This window comes from Kitasatospora sp. Xyl93, assembly GCF_055383135.1.
In genome coordinates, this window is record NZ_AP029185.1 from 870703 (window position 1) to 889135 (window position 18433).

Annotated in this window: 10 protein-coding genes; 5 read left to right on the forward strand and 5 right to left on the reverse strand. The window is 73.0% G+C overall.

Features of this window, described 5'->3' with window-relative positions; translation table 11 throughout:
* Positions 1-20 precede the first annotated feature (20 nt).
* The 4 genes from ACZ5GH_RS03680 to ACZ5GH_RS03695 all read right to left on the reverse strand — a co-directional run bounded on the left by ACZ5GH_RS03680 (position 21) and on the right by ACZ5GH_RS03695 (position 4489).
* Positions 21-389 carry a YciI family protein gene (locus ACZ5GH_RS03680; RefSeq protein ID WP_387747374.1) on the reverse strand — a complete coding sequence of 123 codons (369 nt, stop codon included), beginning with the start codon at positions 387-389 and terminating at the stop codon, positions 21-23.
* A gap of 125 nt (positions 390-514) precedes the next feature.
* Positions 515-1885, reverse strand: a complete 1371-nt coding sequence (locus ACZ5GH_RS03685; RefSeq protein WP_387747372.1) for an FAD-dependent oxidoreductase — start codon at positions 1883-1885, stop codon at positions 515-517.
* 36 nt (positions 1886-1921) lie between these two features.
* Positions 1922-2728: a TIGR03084 family metal-binding protein gene (locus tag ACZ5GH_RS03690; RefSeq protein WP_387747370.1), complete on the reverse strand. Its 807-nt coding sequence runs from the start codon at positions 2726-2728 to the stop codon at positions 1922-1924.
* Between the two features lie 276 nt (positions 2729-3004).
* Positions 3005-4489 (reverse strand): MFS transporter, encoded by a 1485-nt coding sequence (locus ACZ5GH_RS03695; protein WP_464333410.1) that lies wholly within the window; start codon positions 4487-4489, stop codon positions 3005-3007.
* Between the two features lie 209 nt (positions 4490-4698).
* Between ACZ5GH_RS03695 and ACZ5GH_RS03700 the strand changes: the two genes are divergently transcribed.
* Both ACZ5GH_RS03700 and ACZ5GH_RS03705 read left to right on the forward strand, forming a co-directional pair.
* The gene (locus tag ACZ5GH_RS03700) at positions 4699-5373 is read left to right on the forward strand and encodes a TetR/AcrR family transcriptional regulator (RefSeq protein ID WP_387747366.1); all 675 of its coding nucleotides are present in this window, start codon (positions 4699-4701) and stop codon (positions 5371-5373) included.
* 445 nt (positions 5374-5818) lie between these two features.
* Positions 5819-6544 carry a helix-turn-helix transcriptional regulator gene (locus tag ACZ5GH_RS03705; protein WP_387748048.1) on the forward strand — a complete coding sequence of 242 codons (726 nt, stop codon included), beginning with the start codon at positions 5819-5821 and terminating at the stop codon, positions 6542-6544.
* A 129-nt stretch (positions 6545-6673) separates the two neighbouring features.
* On the opposite strand, the gene ACZ5GH_RS03710 is transcribed toward ACZ5GH_RS03705, so the two are convergent.
* The gene (locus tag ACZ5GH_RS03710; protein WP_464333411.1) at positions 6674-8056 is read right to left on the reverse strand and encodes an MFS transporter; all 1383 of its coding nucleotides are present in this window, start codon (positions 8054-8056) and stop codon (positions 6674-6676) included.
* A gap of 670 nt (positions 8057-8726) precedes the next feature.
* Between ACZ5GH_RS03710 and ACZ5GH_RS03715 the strand changes: the two genes are divergently transcribed.
* Genes ACZ5GH_RS03715 through ACZ5GH_RS03725 form a run of 3 tightly spaced genes read left to right on the forward strand, consistent with a single transcriptional unit; the run spans position 8727 to position 18431 of the window.
* On the forward strand, positions 8727-14759 hold the full coding sequence (locus tag ACZ5GH_RS03715; protein WP_464333412.1) for an acyltransferase domain-containing protein: 6033 nt from the start codon (positions 8727-8729) through the stop codon (positions 14757-14759).
* Positions 14756-16600 carry a non-ribosomal peptide synthetase gene (locus ACZ5GH_RS03720; RefSeq protein ID WP_387747360.1) on the forward strand — a complete coding sequence of 615 codons (1845 nt, stop codon included), beginning with the start codon at positions 14756-14758 and terminating at the stop codon, positions 16598-16600. Before ACZ5GH_RS03715 ends, ACZ5GH_RS03720 begins: the two co-directional genes overlap by 4 nt.
* A 49-nt stretch (positions 16601-16649) precedes the next feature.
* Entirely contained in the window at positions 16650-18431 is a 1782-nt protein-coding gene (locus ACZ5GH_RS03725) for a beta-ketoacyl synthase N-terminal-like domain-containing protein (RefSeq protein ID WP_464333413.1), read from the forward strand.
* Positions 18432-18433 lie beyond the last annotated feature (2 nt).

Here is an 18433-nt window from a genome sequence, read left to right on the forward strand (position 1 = left end):
CGAGGCCCCCGGGCAGCCGGTCAGGCGGCAGCGCCCTCGCTGAAGACGATCGGACGGAGCTCGATGCCGAGGCCCTCGACAGCGGCGTCCGGGATCATCGCGGCGACCTCGTGGGCGCGCGCCAGGTCCTTGACCTCGATGATGTAGGTACCACCCACGTATTCCTTGGCCTCGGCGTACGGGCCGTCCGTCACCGCCGGGACGCCGCCGCGCACCCGCACCACGGAGCTCTGGTCCGGGCCGGCCAGGGCCAGGGTCCCGACGAACTCGCCGGTCGCCTTGATCTTCTCCATGAACGCGCCGTGGCCCTGGAAGACCGCGTTGCGCTCCTCCTCCGGCAGCGCGGCCAGGACGTCGGCGTTCGGGTACATCATGATCAGGTACTTCATCGTTCCGCTCCTTGCGACGTGAGGCGCCCGGTGGGGCCTTCACTTAGAAGTCGGCGCTGATCCGCCGACTTCGACATCCTCGCGAAAAACTTTTTCCCGTACCAGCGGAACGACGGAGGAGGCCCTCACGGCGCGGTGACGCCGAAGGCCGAGGGCGGCACCGGGCGGCGGGCGGCGCGCAGGACGCGCAGCAGCGTCCGAGGGTGCATCAGGGACTGTGGGGTGGCCACCAGTCCGGCGATCCGCACCAGTGCGTCGGTCACCCGGGGGTCGTGCACCGCCGCCCGCTGGGCCAGCGCGGCGTACCGGTTGACCAGGGCGGTCTGGAGGTTCCGCTTGCCCTTGACGCCCTGGTAGCCCAGGTCGGTCACCGCGGCGAAGGACCAGGGCGAGCGGATCTCGCGGGCGATGTCGCGGAAGTAGGCCTGGGGCCTGGGCAGCCGCCGCCCGGCGGCGTGCCGGCGCAGCACGAGCGCCTGCAGGGCCGCCGAGGTCATGCCCTGGGCGTAGGCGGGGTTGAAGCTGCAGATCGCGTCGCCCATCACCAGCAGTCCGGCCGGGAAGCGCTCCAGCCGGTGGTAGTCCCGGCGGACGCTGGCCGGGAAGCGGAAGCGCAGCGGTTCGTCGAGCGGTTCGGCGTCCCGGATCGCCTCGTAGATCTCGGGGACGGGCAGCGACCGGACGAAGGCGTGGAACCCCTCCGGGTCGGTGGGCGGGTGGTCGCCGAGGAGGCCGGTCACCGACAGCTCCACCCGGTTGTCGTCGCCGGGCACCCGGTAGAAGAACGCCCCGCGCGGGTGCGAGGGCGTGGCGGCCGGGATGATGGCGATGTCGCTGCCGAACGGGTCCTTCTCCAGCCGGTAGTGGCGGGTGGTGTACGCCAGGTCGATCTCGATCCGTTCCTCGGGGGGTGCCTGGTACCCGAGGTCGGCCAGCCAGAGCGGGGCCCGGGAGCCGCGGCCGGTGGTGTCGACGACGAGGTTCGCGGAGATCGTCCGCTCCTCGGCTCCGGGGGTGCGCGCCTGCACCCTGACCCCGGTGACCCGGTGCCCGGCGGCGTCGGCCACCGGGGCGATGACGTCGTGCTCCTCCAGGAACGACACCTCCGGCAGCTTCCGCACCCGCTCGCGCAGGTGGTACTCGAGCACCGGCCGGGTGGCGGGCACGGACGGCAGGCCGGTGCGGGCGGGGCTCAGCCGCAGCCCGTTGAAGTACCACTGGATGTCGTTGCTGAAGTCACCGGGCCGCACCCCCGCGGCGATCAACTCGTCGGTGAGGCCCGGGAACAGCGATTCCATGATCTGGTGGCCGCGGGCGACCAGCCCGTGGGCGTGGTTGCCGTGCGGCACGCCGCGGCGCGGCCCCTGGACCCCGAGGATCCGGTCGCGTTCGACGACGACGACCCGGGGATAGGACTCGGAGAGCACCCTGGCCGCCAGCAGGCCCGCAATGCTTCCGCCGAGAACCACGGCACATTCGTCGGTACGGGTGGCCATGAAGGTCCCCTCTCTACGGATTCCGGACGGGTGCGGTCAGTTGGCGGACGGACCGAACTGGCCCGGGGTGCGGCCCTCGCCGGCCGGGCCGCGGTAGGCCTGGGCGACGTCGAGCCAGGCGTCGGCGTCCTTGCCCTCGGCGGTCAGGGCGAGGTCGTCGCGGTGCCGGCGCCGGGTCACCAGGAGGCAGAAGTCGACGGCGGGGCCGCTGACGCGCTGCTCCGCGTCGGCGGGGCCGAACTCCCAGCGGGCGCCCGACGGCGCGGTGATCTCGAAGCGGAACTCGGTGTCGGGGGTGTCGAGTCCGCGCGCCTGGTAGCCGAAGTCCCAGGTGCGGACGGCGAATTCGACCAGGTAGCGGAGCCGGTCGGTGTGCTCGCGGGGCACCCCGAGGGCGTCGGCGATGTCCTGGCCGTGGCCGAACAGCTCCATCATGCCGGCGGCGGCCAGCACGGGCGCCGGCAGCGGGCGGACCAGCCACGGCACCAGCTGCCCCGCCGGGACGGCCGCCAGGGCCTGCTCGGCCATCCGCCGCTCGGCGTTCCAGCGCTCCAGCAGGATCTTCGGCGTGGCGGAGGCCAGGTAGGGCTTGAGGGACTGCTGCACCGCGCCGTCGAAGTCCTGGCCGACGCCCGCGGCCAGCGCCTTGAACGCCTCGGGGTCGGCCGCGGCGGTGCCCGCCAGCTTGAAGGTGGCCGCGAGGTGGGCGATCTGGTGGGCGACGGTCCAGCCGGGCGCCGGCGTGGGCCGCTCCCAGTCGGCGTCCGCCAGGTTCGCCACCAGGGCTTCGACGGCGTCGCCGTCGGCCTTCAGTGCGGCTGTGACGTCCTGCGAGTCGGCCATGCCTCTTCCTTCCGTCCAGGGGGTCCGGTTCCGTCCAGGGGGGATCCGGGTGCCGACGCCCGCTCGACGCGCGGTGCGCGGCGTCGCAGCGGGGGCCAGCCCAGTATTGGCCGGGTGCGGATCTGCGGGCTTCTCTGCTCGTGCTGTACGCCCGCTCCCCCTGCGGAGCGCGGGCGTGCGCCCGGCTCGCCGGCGGCGCGCGACGAAGCACGGCAGGCCTGCCGACCGACGGGTTGCGTCGGTCGGCAGGCCTGCCGCAGATGAGTTGACGGCAGGTCAGTCCACCGCCGGCTCCAGGGTGGCCAGGGCCAGTCGGTGCCGCCGGCTGATGTACCAGGCGGCCGCGCCGCACAGCAGGGCGAGGGCGGAGACCGCCACCAGGACGGCGGAGGCCGAGGACACCAGGCTCGCCAGCAGCAGCGGCCCCATCAGGCCGCCCAGCCGGTTGAACAGCGAGACCCACCCGGTGGTGCGGCCGCGCCGTTCCGGCTCCGCCAGGTCGGCCGCGATCGGCAGGAAGATCGCCGCCATCGAGTTCACCGAGAACAGCGCGGCCACCAGCGCGCCCGCGGCGATCCAGCCCACCTCGGCCACCGCGCCGCTGGCGGTGAGCGCCAGCAGCAGCACGGCGGTGACGGTCGCCAGGCCGGCCGCCATGGAGGTCGGGCCGAAGCGGCGGTAGCCCAGCATCAGCAGCAGGGCGCACGGGATCATCGCGACCGCCGCGACGGTGAGCATCAGGTTCGCGGTGTGCACCGGCACGCCGCCGATCCTGGCCAGGCTCGGCACCCAGGTGGTGAGGCCGAAGGTGAGCAGCCCGATCAGGGTGGCGAAGGCGCGCTGCAGACCGCTGGTGAGGGCCCGGGAGGACCTCGGCAGGTGCCGGACGGCCGGTGCGCCCTCGGCCGCCGGGGCGGGGGCGGAGGTGCGGTTGGGGACGAAGGGCGTGAGCAGGGCCAGCACGGCGCCGGTGGGGGCGCCGATCAGCCACAGGATGCGCCAGCCGAACACCGGTTCCAGCCAGAGCGCCGAGCCGGCGGCGACCAGGTAGCCGACCGCGGTGGCGACCACGGAGAGCGCCACCACCACCGATCCGCGGACCTTTCCGCCGACGGTCTCGGTGAGCAGGGTGATCAGCAGCGGGGCGAGGCCGCCGACCGCCACGCCCATCAGGGCGCACATCACCAGGTTGCCCTCGAAGGTGGGCATCGAGCCGCACATGCTGGTGGCGGTGAAGCCGAGGGTGGCGATCAGGTAGGAGCTGCGGCGGCCGATCCGGTCGGTGAGCACCCCGAACAGCAGCGCCCCGGCCGCCGTGCCGGTCAGCCCGCAGACCGCCAGCAGGGACGCCGTGCGGGGGTCGAGTCCGTACTCGGTGCGCAGGCCCGGTATGACGAAGCCCAGGGTGGAGGTCTTGCTGATGTCGATGGTGAGGGCGGCGGTGCCGATGACGGTGATCAGCAGCCGGCCGCCGCGGCCCGTCCCGGAGTCGGCCGGGACGGCCTTCGGGCGGCCGCGCAGGGCGGCGCCGGCCACCACGAGCAGCAGTCCGCCGAGGGCGGTGAACATCTCCGGCATCTCCGACAGCGCCATGCCGTGCAGCTTCCGGTCGTCGTCGGCCGGCATGTGGGACATCGGCATCGCCGGGTCCATGGCGAAGGAGTGGTAGAAGGCCACGGCCGAGGAGACCAGCACGATCAGGCTGCCCAGGGAGAGCAGCAGCGTGGCGCCGGTGGAGCGGCCGGGGGCGGGCGTGGACAAGAGCGACCTCCGTGGGGACCGAGGGTGGGGAGTGCGCGACGGGTCGTCAAGATATCGTCTCCGGCCGCTCGTTGACCCCGGAAAGTCGCGCCGGGTGACTGGAAAGCTATGCCCGGCGTCCGGACGGCCGCTTCTCGCAATGTGCGGGGATCGGAGGGTTGTGGAGCTCGAACGTGCCTGGGATAACGGCATTTTGCTTGACTGAGGGAATGAGTCCACGTCACTCGGATCCCCGCGCCCGTCCGGCACTGGTGGACATCGCCGCCCGGCTGCTGGCGGAGGAAGGGCCGCAGGCGCTGTCCGCCCGCCGCATCGCGAGCGAGATCGGCACCTCCACGATGGCCCTGTACACCCACTTCAACGGAATGCGCGGACTGGTGCGCGCCATGGTCCACGAAGGGTTCACCCGGCTCCAGCACTACTTCACCCTGGTGGAGTTCAGCGACGATCCGGTGAGCGACCTGGCGCTGCTGGGCCGTGCCTACCGGTGCAATGCGCTGGCCAACCCCCACCTGTACGCGGTGATGTTCGGGGGTTCCTCACTGGCCGGATTCTCACTCGGTGAGGAGGACCGGCAATACGGCCGTTACACGCTGGCCGGCGTCTCCGAGTGCGCCGCCCGTTGCATCGAGGCGGGCCGGTTCCGGGCGGCGGACGCCGATCTGGTGGCGCATCAGATGTGGTCGGCGGTGCACGGCCTGGTCGTTCTGGAGCTCGGCGGCTACCTCACCGAGCCCTGGGACGCCGACCGCCTGCTGGAGGCTCAGCTGGTGGGGCTGATGGTGGCCGTCGGCGACACCCGGCAGGCCGCCGTCGGCTCGGTGGCGGCCTCGGCGGAGCGGCTGTGGAGGGAGGTGGACACCACGGCGACCGGAACGGACTGACGGCGGGAGCCTCCCCCGGCGCGGCCGCCCCACCGGCCCGCCCACCCCACCGGCCCGCCCGCCCCACCGCCTCCCCATCCGCATCGTCCACGCACCCCCCACCGGCGCATCTCCCCAATTGCTGCAGTATTTCAAACACATACCGGCCAGTATTCGATGCTTCGGCTTTGCCAAATGGAAGCACGGGAGGAGCCGTTGAACTTGTCATGTCCGCCTGCTACGGTCATCAGTCGTTATCGGGTCGACACACTGTGTCACCGCCGCTTAACGGAAGGGAGATGGGGAAACCTCGCGCGCTCCGGTAGCCAAGGGTCACCCACCCCTTCGGCCGCGTTCCAGGACGCAATACCGGGGCGGAGTTTCCGTCGTCCACCGGTACATGCGAGAATCTGGAGCAGCCTTGAAGCCAGCAATAGAAGAGGCCGTGGCCCGCGCGATCGAGGTCATGCACGAGAACATCGGCGAATTGCTCACGATAGATGACATGGCCCAGGCCGCCATCTACAGCAAATTCCATTTCTCCCGGGAATTCCAGCGGGTGACCGGGGTCTCGCCCCGACGCTTCCTGTCCGCCATTCGGATCGACGCCGCGAAACGCCTGCTCATCGAAACGGACCTCACCGTCACCGAGATCAGCCACCGGGTCGGCTACAACAGCGTCGGCACCTTCAGTTCGCGGTTCGCCAGCAGCGTCGGCACCTCGCCCACCATGTTCCGCCAGTTACGCGGCTTCACCACCAGGATCGAACTCGACAACCGGCGATGGAGCCGGCCGACGGAACTCGCCACCGTCCAGGGCGAGATCCGGGCCTCCGTCGCCGAGGAACTCGGCCGGGTCTTCGTCGGCCTCTTCCGCACCCGCATCCCGGAGGGCCGGCCGGCCGCCTGCACCGTCCTGCCCCGCCCCGGCGCCTTCCTCCTCGAACACGTACCGGCCGGGACCTGGTACCTCCTCGCGCACTCCGTCCCCGCCTCCTTCGACGAAGTCCTCACCGGCGAGGTCTCCGTCGGATCCGTCGGCCCCATCGAGATCAGGCCGAACGTACCGCTGGACCCGCTCGAACTGCGCCTGCGCCCGGTGCACGTCCTCGACCCGCCGGTCCTGCTCGCACTGCTGGACGTCCGGGCGGCGGCCTTCTCCAGGAACTCCAAGCTCCCCAAGGCCGGTTGAGCCGGCGCCGGGCCTCCCGGCGCCCTCGGCGCCGGCCCCGGACCCGACGAAGGGGGCGGCGGCCGGCTGCTGCCGACCGCCGCCCCCTGGGGTCTGTCGTCGAAACCCGCGTCCGCGACGCCGGGGCGCTCAGGCCCGCCGTCTCACCGCGATGGCCGCCGCACCCAGCAGGCAGGCGACGGCGGCGGTGACGTAGGCGAGGTGGTAGCCGGAGAGCTGGTCGTCGGTGGTCGCCGCGACCAGGACCATCACCGCCACGCCCGCGCTGGCGCCGATCTGCTGGGTCACCACGTTCAACGCCCCTGCGACGCCCTGCTGTTGCTCCGGGACGCCGGACAGGCCCGCGGAGGTCATCGAGGGGAAGTTCAGCCCCTGGCCGATGCCGCTGACCACCAGGCCGGGCAGCACGTGCAGCACGTAGTCGCCGTCCTGCGGCGTACCCAGCCACAGCCCGGTGCCCACCCCGATCAGGACGAGGCCGACGGCCATCAGCGTCCGCGGGGAGTACCTGGCCAGCAGCCGGCCGGTGGCGAAGTTGGCGGTGAGGAACACGGCCAGGGACATCGGCACCAGCGCCATGCCGGACTCGAACGGCGAGTAGTGCAGCATCCCCTGCAGGTACAGCGGGGCGAAGAACAGCATCCCGACCGAGCCCATGTACTGGAGGAACGCCGCCAGGCTGGCCTCCCGCACCGAGGTGATCCGGAAGAGGCCGAGCGGGAGCAGCGGGTCGGCGGTGCGGTGCTCGCGCACGACGAACAGCACCAGGCAGAGCACCGCGGCGCCGAGGACGATCCACGCCGACGCGCCGTTGCCGCTGGCGCCGACGATGAGCAGGGTGAGGCCGAGGGTGCCGGTGATCGCGCCGGGCAGGTCGAGCCGGCCGCGGTGCCCGGCGCCGTCCGGCAGTCCGATCCGCGTCGCGCCCAGCACGCCGAGGCCGAGCAGCACCGAGAACCACAGCACCGAGCGCCAGCCGAAGAACTCGGTCAGCACCCCGCCCAGCAGCACCCCGCCGCTGAAGCTCGCGGCGCCGACGGCCGCGTACACGCCGAAGGCCCGGTTGCGCGCCGGACCGGCCGGGAACGTGTCGGTGAGCAGCGCCAGCGCGGCCGGTCCGGACAGGGCGGCGCCGATGCCCTGGACGGCGCGCGCGCCCAGCAGGGTCACGGTGTTCGGGGCCACGGCCCCGACCAGCGCGGACACGGTGAACAGGGCGACACCGACCTCGAACACCCGCCGCCGCCCGAGCACGTCGGCCAGCCGGCCGCCGACCAGCAGGAAGCCGGCGAAGGTGACGGCGTAGGCGGTCATCACCCACTGGAGCGTGGTCTCGTCGAGGTGGAAGCGCTCTCCGACGGAGGGGAGGGCGGCGTTGAGGACGCCGAGGCCGCTCACGTCCAGTGCGAGCGCCCCGGCCAGCACGCCGAGGGCCAGTCCCGGCCGGCGGACCGGACCGGTCGCGGTGCCGGTGGAGTCGGTGGAGTCAGTGGTATCCGTGGTGTCGGTCATGCGGGCCTGCCGTCGAGGTCGCGGGCGGCGGGTGCCCGGCCGAGGTGGTCGGCACGTCGGGGTAAGGAGCTGTTGGCATCGGCTGACGCCGCATCGAATTTGTCAACTGCCATGCGGACAGCTTGCATTGGTCGATCGTCTGCTGTCCACTCCGCGCCGGGGCGCCCGGACGGTACTGGGCGGTGCCGCCCGAGGAGATCGAATCGGACACTTTGTCGATCAAATCTCGCCACTGCCGCAACCGGACCGCAAAGTGCGCAATCCTGGAGTCGACGCCCCGCCGCGCTCAACGGCGGATGAAAGGCCAGTGCTGCGGAATCCCGGCAGCGGAATGCGCGACAGAACCTTCGGTAAGGCCGCACACGCCGGTGAGAACTCCACAGTGAGCCGCTGAATCGCGATCGCCCACGTCACTTCGAAGCCCCCGTCCTCGGAGCCTCCCGCCCTCGGCGCGCGCCGCCGAGTCGCGTGGTCAGCGCCTCGAACCTCCCTTCCTGCCACGAGAGGAGCCGCGTTGCCCGATCGCATGAACCATCATGTCATGTACAGGTCTAGTCCTTTTCTTCGTGTCCGAATTGGCCCGACGCGGACGTACTGACCAGCCCCCCCTTGCGAACGATCGGTGTGAAGCTCCACCCGTCCATTCCACCCGCCCTGTCGAGGAGTCACCATGCCCCAGGAGCGCGCGGCGCGAGACATATCCGCCGTCACGGATTTCCTGCTATCACGTTTCGCCGAGCTGTTGGACGTCTCCGCGCACTCCGTGGACCGGTGGGCGCCGATGCACCGGTACGGGTTGGACTCGTTGAGGTCGGTGAACCTCGCGGCCGCGCTGTCCGAGTTCCTCGGCTGGCAGGTCCCGGCGACCTGGATTTGGCAGTACCCGACCCTCGACGGGCTGGCCCGCGCCCTCGTCGACGGTCCGCGGGCCGCGGAGCCCGCCCCGAGCACCGAGCGCCGCCAGCCCTCGCACGAGCCCGTCGCGATCGTGGGCATCGGCTGCCGCTTCCCCGGCGGGCCCGACCCGTCCGCGTTCTGGCGGCTGCTGGTCGAGGGCGGCGACGCCGTCGGACCGGTGCCGGCCGCGCGCCGCGAGCTGCTCAACGACCGGGTCCGCTGGGGCGGGTTCATCGACGGCATCGACCGGTTCGACCCGCTGTTCTTCGGCATCTCGCCCCGCGAGGCCGTCCAGATGGACCCCCAGCAGCGGCTGATCCTGGAGCTGTCCTGGGAGGCCCTGGAGGACGCGGGCATCGCGCCGCACACCCTCGTCGGCAGCGACACCGGCGTGTTCATGGCCTCCTGCTGGGGCGACTACGCCGCGCTGGCCCACTACCGCGGCCCCGACAGCCAGATCACCCCGCACACCGCGACCGGCATGCACGACGGCATCATCGCCAACCGCGTCTCGTACGTCCTGGGCCTGCAGGGCCCCAGCATGGCCATCGACTCCGCCTGCGCCGGATCGCTCATCTCGGTGCACACCGGCTGCCAGTCGATCTGGCTCGGCGAGAGCGACCTGGTGCTCGCCGGCGGCGTGAACCTGAGCTTCGTCTCCGACTACTACACCGCCATGGACGCGATGGGCGCGCTCGCCCCGGACGGCCGCTGCAAGTCCTTCGACGCCCGGGCCAACGGCTACGTCCGCGGCGAGGGCGCCGGCGTCGTCGTGCTCGCCCCGCTCAGCGTGGCGCTGGAGCGCGACCTGCCGGTGTACTGCCTGATCAAGGGCAGCTCCTCCAACAACGACGGCCTGAGCAACGGCATGACGGCGCCGAACCCCCAGGCGCAGGAGAAGATGCTCCGCACCGCCTGGCAGCGGGCCGGCGTCGCACCGCACCTGGTGGACTACATCGAGTGCCACGGCTCCGCGACCCCGCTCGGCGACCCGATCGAGGCCAACGCCATCGGCGCCGTCCTCGGCGGCGACCGCGCCGAACCGCTGCGGCTGGGCTCCGTGAAGTCCAACGTCGGCCACCTGGAGGCGGCCGCCGGCATCGTCGGCCTGGTCAAGCTCGCGATGTCGATGCGCAACGGCGTGCTGCCGCCGAGCCTGCACTTCAGCGCGCCGAACCCGCAGATCCTGTTCGACGAGTACAACCTCACCGTCCAGGACCGGCTGGAGCCGTGGCCGCGGCGCTCCGACGCCCGCCGCGGCGGCGTCAGCTCCTTCGGGTTCGGCGGCTCGATCTGTCACGTCGCCGTCGAGGAGCTGCCGCGCCCCGAGTCCTCGCTCCTCCTGCTGGCCGCGGACTCCCGCGAGGAACTGGCCGAGCGGGCCCGGGCGCTGCGCGACGGCACCGACCTGCGCGCGCTCTGCCGCCGCACGCCCGGCGACGGCCCGTTCCGGCTCGCCGCCACCGCCCGCGACATGGCCGAACTCAGGAGCAGCCTCGACGCCTTCGGCAACGGCGGGAAGGCCCCCGGGCTGAGCGTCGGGGAGCCGGCCGGGCGCAGGCCGCGGGTGGCCTTCCTGTTCTCCGGCAACGGCTCGCAGTGGGTCGGCATGGGCCGCCAACTGCTGGCCGGCCAGCCGGTGTTCCGCCGGTCCATGATGAGGTCCGACAAGCGGATGCGGGAGCTGCTGGGCTTCTCGCTCGTCGAGCAGCTGCTCTCCCCCGACGGCCGGCTCGACGACATGGACGTCTTCCAGCCGCTGCTGTTCTCCCTCCAGGTCGCGCTGGCCGAGACCTGGCGCTCGCTGGGCGTGGAGCCGGACGTCGTGGTGGGCCAGAGCGTCGGCGAGTTCGCCGCCTCCCACGTCGCCGGAGCGCTCGACTTCGACGACGCCTCCCGCCTGGCCGCCCACCACGGCCGGCTCCTCCAGCTGCTGGCCGTGGGCCGCGGCGAGGGCATCGTGGTGATGACCCCCGCGGACGAGGTCCGGCCGCACCTGACCGGCGGGCTCACCCTCTCCGGCCACAACGGCCTGAACTCCACGCTCGTCACCGGCACTCCGCAGGAGATCGACGACCTCGTCCGGCGGCTGACCGACGCGGGCGTCACCAACCACCGGGTACGGATGGGCCACGCCCCGCACTCGCCGCTGGTCGACCACGTCCTCGCCCCGCTGAAGGCCGAGCTGGCGGGCATCCGGCCCCGGACCGCCCGCATCCCGATGATCTCGACGGTCACCGGCGAACCCGTCGACGGCGCGGAGCTCGGCCCGGACTACTGGGCGGACAACCTGCGCCGGGAGATCCGGGTGGTCGACGCCCTGACCAGGCTGCGCGACCACGACGTCGACGCGGTGGTCGAGATCAGCCCGCACCCCCTGCTGCTCAAGTCGGTGTCGGAGATCCTGCCGGCGACCACCCTGCCGTCGCTGCGGCGCGGCGCCGACGAGGCCGCGACCCTGCTCGGCTCGCTCGGCGCCCTGTACGCCGCCGGACTCCCCGTCGCGGCCCACCCGTTCCTGGCCGGCGACCGGGGCCGGCACCTCGCGCCGAGCCCGGGCGACGCCCCGGCCGACGAGCGGCCGTACCTGGTGCCCGTCACCGCCCGCACCGCGGGCGCGCTGGCCGACACCTGCCGCGAACTGTCCAACCACGTGGAACGCGACCCGGCCCTGCGGGTCTCCGACCTCGCCTACACCCTCGCCGCCCGGCGCACCCACCACAGCCACCGGATCGCGCTGTTCGCCCGCAACCGGCAGGACGTCCTGGACGGACTCGCCCGGGTCGCCGCCGGCCAGGCGCACCCCGACGTCGTCACGGGCACGGTCTCCGGCAACGCCGACCGGCGGGTGGCGCTGGTGTTCTCCGGCGGCGGCACCCAGTGGGTCGGCATGGGCCGCGAACTGCTGCGCGCGCACGCCGGGTTCCGTACCTGGATGGAGGCCTGCGACGCCGCCGTGCGCGCGGCCGGCGGCTGCTCGGTGCTCGACCACCTCGCCGCCCCGGCCGAGGAGGCCAGGTACGAGGAGATGGACTTCCAGCAGCCCGTGCTGTTCGCCCTCCAGGTGTCGCTGGCGAAGGTCTGGCTGGACCTCGGCATCGAGCCGGCCGCCGTCGTCGGCCACAGCCTGGGCGAGGTCGCGGCCGCCTGCGTGTCCGGCGCGCTGTCCCTGGAGGACGCCGCCCGCGTGGTGGTCGCCCGCTCGCACCTGCTGGAGCGCAAGGCCGCCGAGGGCGCCATGATCTCGGTCGACCTGCCGGAGGCGGAGCTGCTGCCGCGGCTCGCCCCGTACGCCGAGCACGCCGCCGTCGCCGTGGTCAACAGCCCCACCAGCGCCGCGGTCTCCGGATCGCCCGGGGCCGTCGACGCGCTGGAGGCGGACCTCCGGCGGGACGGGATCTCGGTCCGGCGGATCCGGGTCGAGCGCCCGGTGCACAGCCCCGGCATGGACCCGCTGGTCCAGCCGCTGCGCGAGAGCATCGACGGCATCACCCCGCTGACCCCCGGCATCCCCTTCCACTCCACGGCGCTGGCCGACACGGTGGACCCGGTCGCCGACGTCGACTACTGGGTGCACAACCTGCGCAACCAGGTCCGGTTCGCCGAGACCATCGGCGCGCTGGTCGACCGGGGCGTCTCCACCTTCGTCGAGATCGGCCCGCACGAGACGCTGCGCGGCGCCGTCGAGGAGATCGGGCTGTCCCGCGGCGTCCAGGTGCACGCGGTCAACTCCCTGCGGCGCGAGGAGAGCGACGTCCGCTGCCTGCTGGGCGCCGCCGCCTCGCTGTACGTCCGGGGCCTGCCGCTGACCTTCGACTCCCTCTTCCCCGACGACGTCGAGGTCGTGGAGACCCCGCTGGTCCAGTGGCAGAAGGAGCGCTACTGGATCGACACCGAGCCCCGCCGCGAGGCCGCCCCGGCCCCGGCCGCCGCCACGGTGGCGGCGCCCGCCGCGGCGGCCCCGGCGGTCGAGGCGCGGCCGGCCGCCCCGCAGCCGGCGGCGGAGCGGCCGGTCGCGGAGGTCGTCCTCGCCGAACTCGCCGACGCGCTGGGCGTGCCGGTGGGCCGGTTCGACGCGAACGCCGGCCTGCGCGACTTCGGCCTCGACTCGATGCTGGCGATCCGCCTGGTCAACAAGATGCAGGCGGTGCTCGGCCACCGGGTCTCGCCGGTGGTCTTCCTGGACGGGCGCTCCATCGCCGAGGTGGTCGACCACTTCGTCGAGATCACCGGTGGCCCGGCCGCGCCGGCAGCCGCCCGGCCCGCGCCCGCCGCGCCCCCGGCCGCCCCGGCGCCGGTACCGGCCGCCGCGGCCGGACCGACGCCCTCGTTCCTGGCGGACCTGTCCGAACTGGACGCCGAGGAGCTGGTGGAGGAACTCGACGCCCGCGGCCTGCTGGAGGCCACCGACGCACCGGCGCTGGAGCAGCTGCGCGCCGAGGGCCTCGGCCTCCAGGTGGCACCCGCCTCGCACGGCCAGGCCTCGCTCTGGTTCATGCAGATGGTCGCGCCGGACGCCGTGCCCTACAACTTCATGGTGACCGCCCGGATCCGGGCCGAGGTCGACGAGGAGGCCCTGGAGCACGCCGTCCGGGCCGTGCTGGACCGCCATCCCGCGCTGCGCACCGTCTTCGTGGAGGCGGGCGGCAGCCCCTACCAGGTCATCCTGGACGAGCCGGTGTACGAGTTCCTGGTGGTGGACACCTCCGACCTGGACGACGAACAGGCCCGCGAGGAACTGGCCCAGTACGGGCACGAGCCGCTCGACATGGACAACGGGCCGCTGGTGCGGATCGTCCTGATGCGGCGCGGGCCGGCCGACCACTACCTGATGGTGCTCGTCCACCACATCGCCTCGGACGCGGCGTCGGCCGACGTCATGATCCGCGAGATCCAGGAGTACTACGAGGGCGCCGACCCCGCCGACAGCGCGCCGGTCGCCCCGTACACCGAGTTCGTCGAGTGGGAACGGCAGTGGCTGGCCGGGCCGGCCGCCGAGGCGGCGCTGGACTGGTGGTCGCGGAAGCTGGCCGACCCGCCCGCCCACCTCGACCTCTCCAGCAAGGAGCGGCCGCCGGGCGTCACCTACGAGGGCCGCGACATCGCGTTCCGCTGGAGCGCCGAGGAGACCCGCCTGCTGCGGGAGTTCGCGGTGCGCGAGGGCGTGTCGGTCAGCACCGTCGTGCTGGCCGGGTTCTTCGCCACCCTCAACCGGGCGACCGGGACCGAGGACTCGGTGCTGGCCACCGCCATCGCCCAGCGGGCCGAACCCGGCTGGGAGTCCGCCATCGGCTACTACCTCAACACCGTGCTGGTGCGGGCGAACCCGGCCGGCGACCGCAGCTTCCGCGAGCTGCTGCGCGAGGTCCACGCGTTCTCGCTCGGCCTGCTGGAACACATGAACTACCCCCTCGACCTGCTGGCCTCCCAGCTGAAGCCGCCGCGCGCCGAGGGCCGCTCCCCCTGGTTCGACGTGGTGGTGAACTGGCTGTCCTCGGACGCCTTCCCCCGCTCCGTGAAGCTCTTCCACGGCGTCGGCGAGACGCTCACCCCGGACGGCGCGCTGCCGCTCGAACCGCTCCAGGTGCGCAGGCACCTCGCCAAGTTCGACCTCGAGATCTCGATGGCCGACATCGACGGCAGGGTGGCCGGCCACGTCCAGTTCAAACCGAGCTACCTGGAAAGGCAGACCGTGACAGCACTGCTCGCGCTGTACCGCACCGTGCTCTTCGACTCGATCGCCCGACCCGACCAGGCCCTCGGCGACATCGCGTCGACCGGCCTCCCCGAGGAGACCCACCGATGACCGACACCCTGCACTCCGAGTTCGTCGCCCAGGCGGTCAAGAACCCCGACGCGACCGCGGTCTACTCCGACGCGGGCGTCCTGACCTACGGCGAACTGAACGAGCGGTCCCGGGTGCTGGCCGAGCGGCTGGTCGCCGACGGCGCGGGCCCCGGCGTCCCGGTCGGCATCTGCGTCGAACGCACCCCCGACCTGCTGGTGGCGGTCCTGGCCGCGCTGCGCGCCGGATCCTGCTACCTCCCGCTGGACCCGAACTACCCCGCCGACCGGCTGACCTTCATGGTCCAGGACAGCGGCACCCGACTACTGCTCACCACGCCCGCGTCCCGGGCCAGTTGCCCGCCCGGGCCGACGGTGGTCGTGCTCGGGGACACCGTGACGACCGAGCCGGGCGCCAAGCCCGTCGCGGTCGTGCCCGAGGACACCGCGTACGTCATCTACACCTCGGGCTCCACCGGCCGGCCCAAGGGCGTGGCCGTCCGGCACGCCGGCGCGGTGGCGATGCTCGCCGAGATGGACCGGGTCCTGGAGGGCTGCGACCTGAGCGGCGTCTCGGCGGCGAGCTCGGTCTGCTTCGACATGTCCGTGATGGAGCTCTTCAACGCGCTGTGCCGCGGCGGCGCCGTGGTGCTCGTCGAGAGCGCCGTGCACCTGCCGGAGAGCCGGTACGTGGACCGGATCACCCACCTGACCGTCGTCCCGTCGGTCATGAACGGGCTGCTCGACGCCGGCGCCCTGCCCCCGAACGTGCGCTCGGTGGTGTTCGGCGGCGAGGCCCTGCGCCGCAAGCTGGTGGACCGGACCTACCGGGAGACCGGCGCCACCCGGGTGTTCAACGCCTACGGCCCCACCGAGGGGACGGTCTTCTGCACCTTCGGGCTGGTCCCCGAGGACGGGACCGACGAACCGACCATCGGCCCGCCGACCACCACCGACCTGGTCTACGTGCTCGACGAGAACCTGGAGCCGCTGCCGGTCGGCGAGTCCGGCGAGCTCTACCTCGGCGGCGTCGGCGTCGCGCACGGCTACGTCAACCGGCCGCGCACCACCGCCGAGCGGTTCGTGCCGGACCCGTTCCGCCCCGGCGGGCGGATGTACCGCACCGGGGACGTCGTGGCGTTCACCGAGGACGGCGAACTCCGGTTCCTCGGCCGCTCCGACCACCAGGTCAAGCTGCGCGGCTACCGGATCGAGCTGGAGGAGGTCGAGGCCCGGCTGACCGCCTGCCCCGAGGTCCGGGAGGCGGCCGCCGTCGTCCGGGGCAACCGGCTGATCGGCTATGTCGTGCCGGCGGGCGACGGCGCGCCGCAGGACGGCCCCCGGGTGGACGCCGCGCTCCAGAGCGCCGTCACCGGCCGGCTCGCCGTCGAACTGCCCGACTACATGGTGCCCGCGACGCTGGTCTCGCTGCCCGCCCTCCCGCTGGGCCCGGGCGGGAAGCTCGACCGCGCCGCGCTGCCCGAGCCGCCGGCCGCCGGCACCGACCGGCCGCTGACCGCCGCCGCCACCCCGACCGAGGTGGCCCTGTCGGAGATCTGGGGCCAGCTGCTCGACCTCGACCCGTCGGGCATCGACGTGCAGTCCGCGTTCTACGACCTCGGCGGCGACTCGCTGCTGCTGGTCCGCCTCGCCCGGCTGATGACCCGGCGCTTCGACCGCCGCGTCCGGGTGCCCGACCTCTTCAGCTTCCGCGACATCGCCTCGCTCGCCCGCTGGCTCGACGAGGAGGCCGGCGCCACCCCCGAGGTGGTCCAGTCGGCCCGCGAGCGGGCCGGCGCCCGCCGGGCCGCGCTGCGCGGCCGCGGTGGCGCCGCCGGCCGCGGCGGCCCGACCGGCCGCTGAGCCCCGTCACCACCACCCGAACCGAAGCAACCGAAGCAGGAGCCTTCCCATGACCGACAGCCCCGAGCAGGAGTACGACCCGGGTGACGTGGCCATCATCGGCATGTCCCTGCGGGCACCGGGAGCCCGTACCAAGGAGCAGTTCTGGGACGTCCTGGTCAACGGCCGGGAGACCGTCTCCTTCCTGGCCAAGGACGACATCCACGTCGACGAGACCCTGATCCACAGCCCGTTCTACGTACGGGCCTGCGGCGTCCTCGACACGTACGACAAGTTCGACCCGTCGGTGTTCGGGATCAGCGACCGGATGGCGGCCGCGATGACCCCGGAGAACCGGCTGTACCTGGAGAGCGCCTGGGAGTCGCTGGAGGACGGCGGCTACGACCCGGACCGGCTCAAGGCCGAGATCGGCATGTACGGCGCCAACAACCCGCAGACCGCCGCGCTCTACAGCTCGCCGCCGGACCGCGTCTCGGTCGGCCCGGAGGCGATCGAGGCCAGCCTGGCGTGGTCGCCGGACACCATGACCTCCAACGCGCTGTACTACATGGGGCTCACCGGCGAGGCCGTCACCGTCGCCGCCGTCTGTGCGGGCTTCCACTACGCGGTGCACCTGGCCTGCCAGTCGCTGCTGCTCGGCCAGAGCGACATGGCGATCGCCGGCGGCTCGATGGTGCGCATGCCGCACCCCCGCGGCCACCTGTGGGAGGAGAACCGCATCCTGTCGAAGGACGGCCACTGCCGCCCCTTCGATGCCAACGGCACCGGCACCGCGCTGTCCAGCGGCGTCGTCACCGTGCTGCTGAAGCCGCTGGGCCGGGCCGTCGCCGACCGCGACCACGTCTACGCGGTGGTCCGGGGCTCGGCCGTCAACAACAACGGCGTCAGCGCGATGGCGTACGGCCTGGCCCAGCCCGAGCGGCTGAGCGCCTGCATCGCCGCCGCCATGGAGGTGGGCGGCGTCACCCCGGACACGGTGTCCATGTACGAGGCCAACGGGCTCGGCCTGCCGATGACCGACGAGCTCGAAGTGCACGCGGCGACCATGGCGTTCGGCAAGCAGACCGCGACCACCTCGATCGGCGGGGTCAAGGGCAACGTCGGCCACGGCGGCGTGGTGTCCGGCGGCTTCGGCGCGATCAAGGCCGCGCTGGCGCTGTACCACAAGACCCTCCCGGCGACGATCAACCTGACCGAGGTCAACCAGGACCTCGACTTCCCCAGCACCCCGTTCGTACCGCAGATCGAGGGCGCGGCCTGGGAGCCGGAGGCCGGCATCCGCCGCGCGGGCATCACCTCGATCGGCGGCGGCGGCTACAACGCCCACCTGCTGCTGGAGGAGGCGCCGGCGCCCGCCGAGCGCGCCCCCGAGGACACCGGCCGGCCGCGGCTGGCCACCCTGTCCGCGATGGACGACGAGGCGCTGGCCCGTCAGCGCACCCGGCTCAGGGAGTGGCTGGAGGCCGACCCCGGCCTGCGCCTGGACGACGTCTGCTTCACCCTCAACCTCGGCCGCAAGGTGATGGGCCGCCGGTGGGCGGCCGTGGTGCGCAGCCGCGAGGAGCTGGTCGCGGCGCTGTCCGACGACGCCCGCGGCCCGGTCACGTCGACCGCCGCCGCCCCGCGGACGGACGCCGGCGCCTTCGGGCGCACCGACGGCGGGATCGTGCCGGCCGGCCAGGACGCGCCCGCGCTGGCCGACCTGGCCGCCGCCTGGGTGACCGGCCGGCAGGTGGACTTCGACGCCCTGCACCGGGACGGGTCGGGCCGGCGCGTGCCGCTGCCCACCTACCCCTTCCAGCCCCGCCGCTTCTGGCGTACGGACTGGTGAGC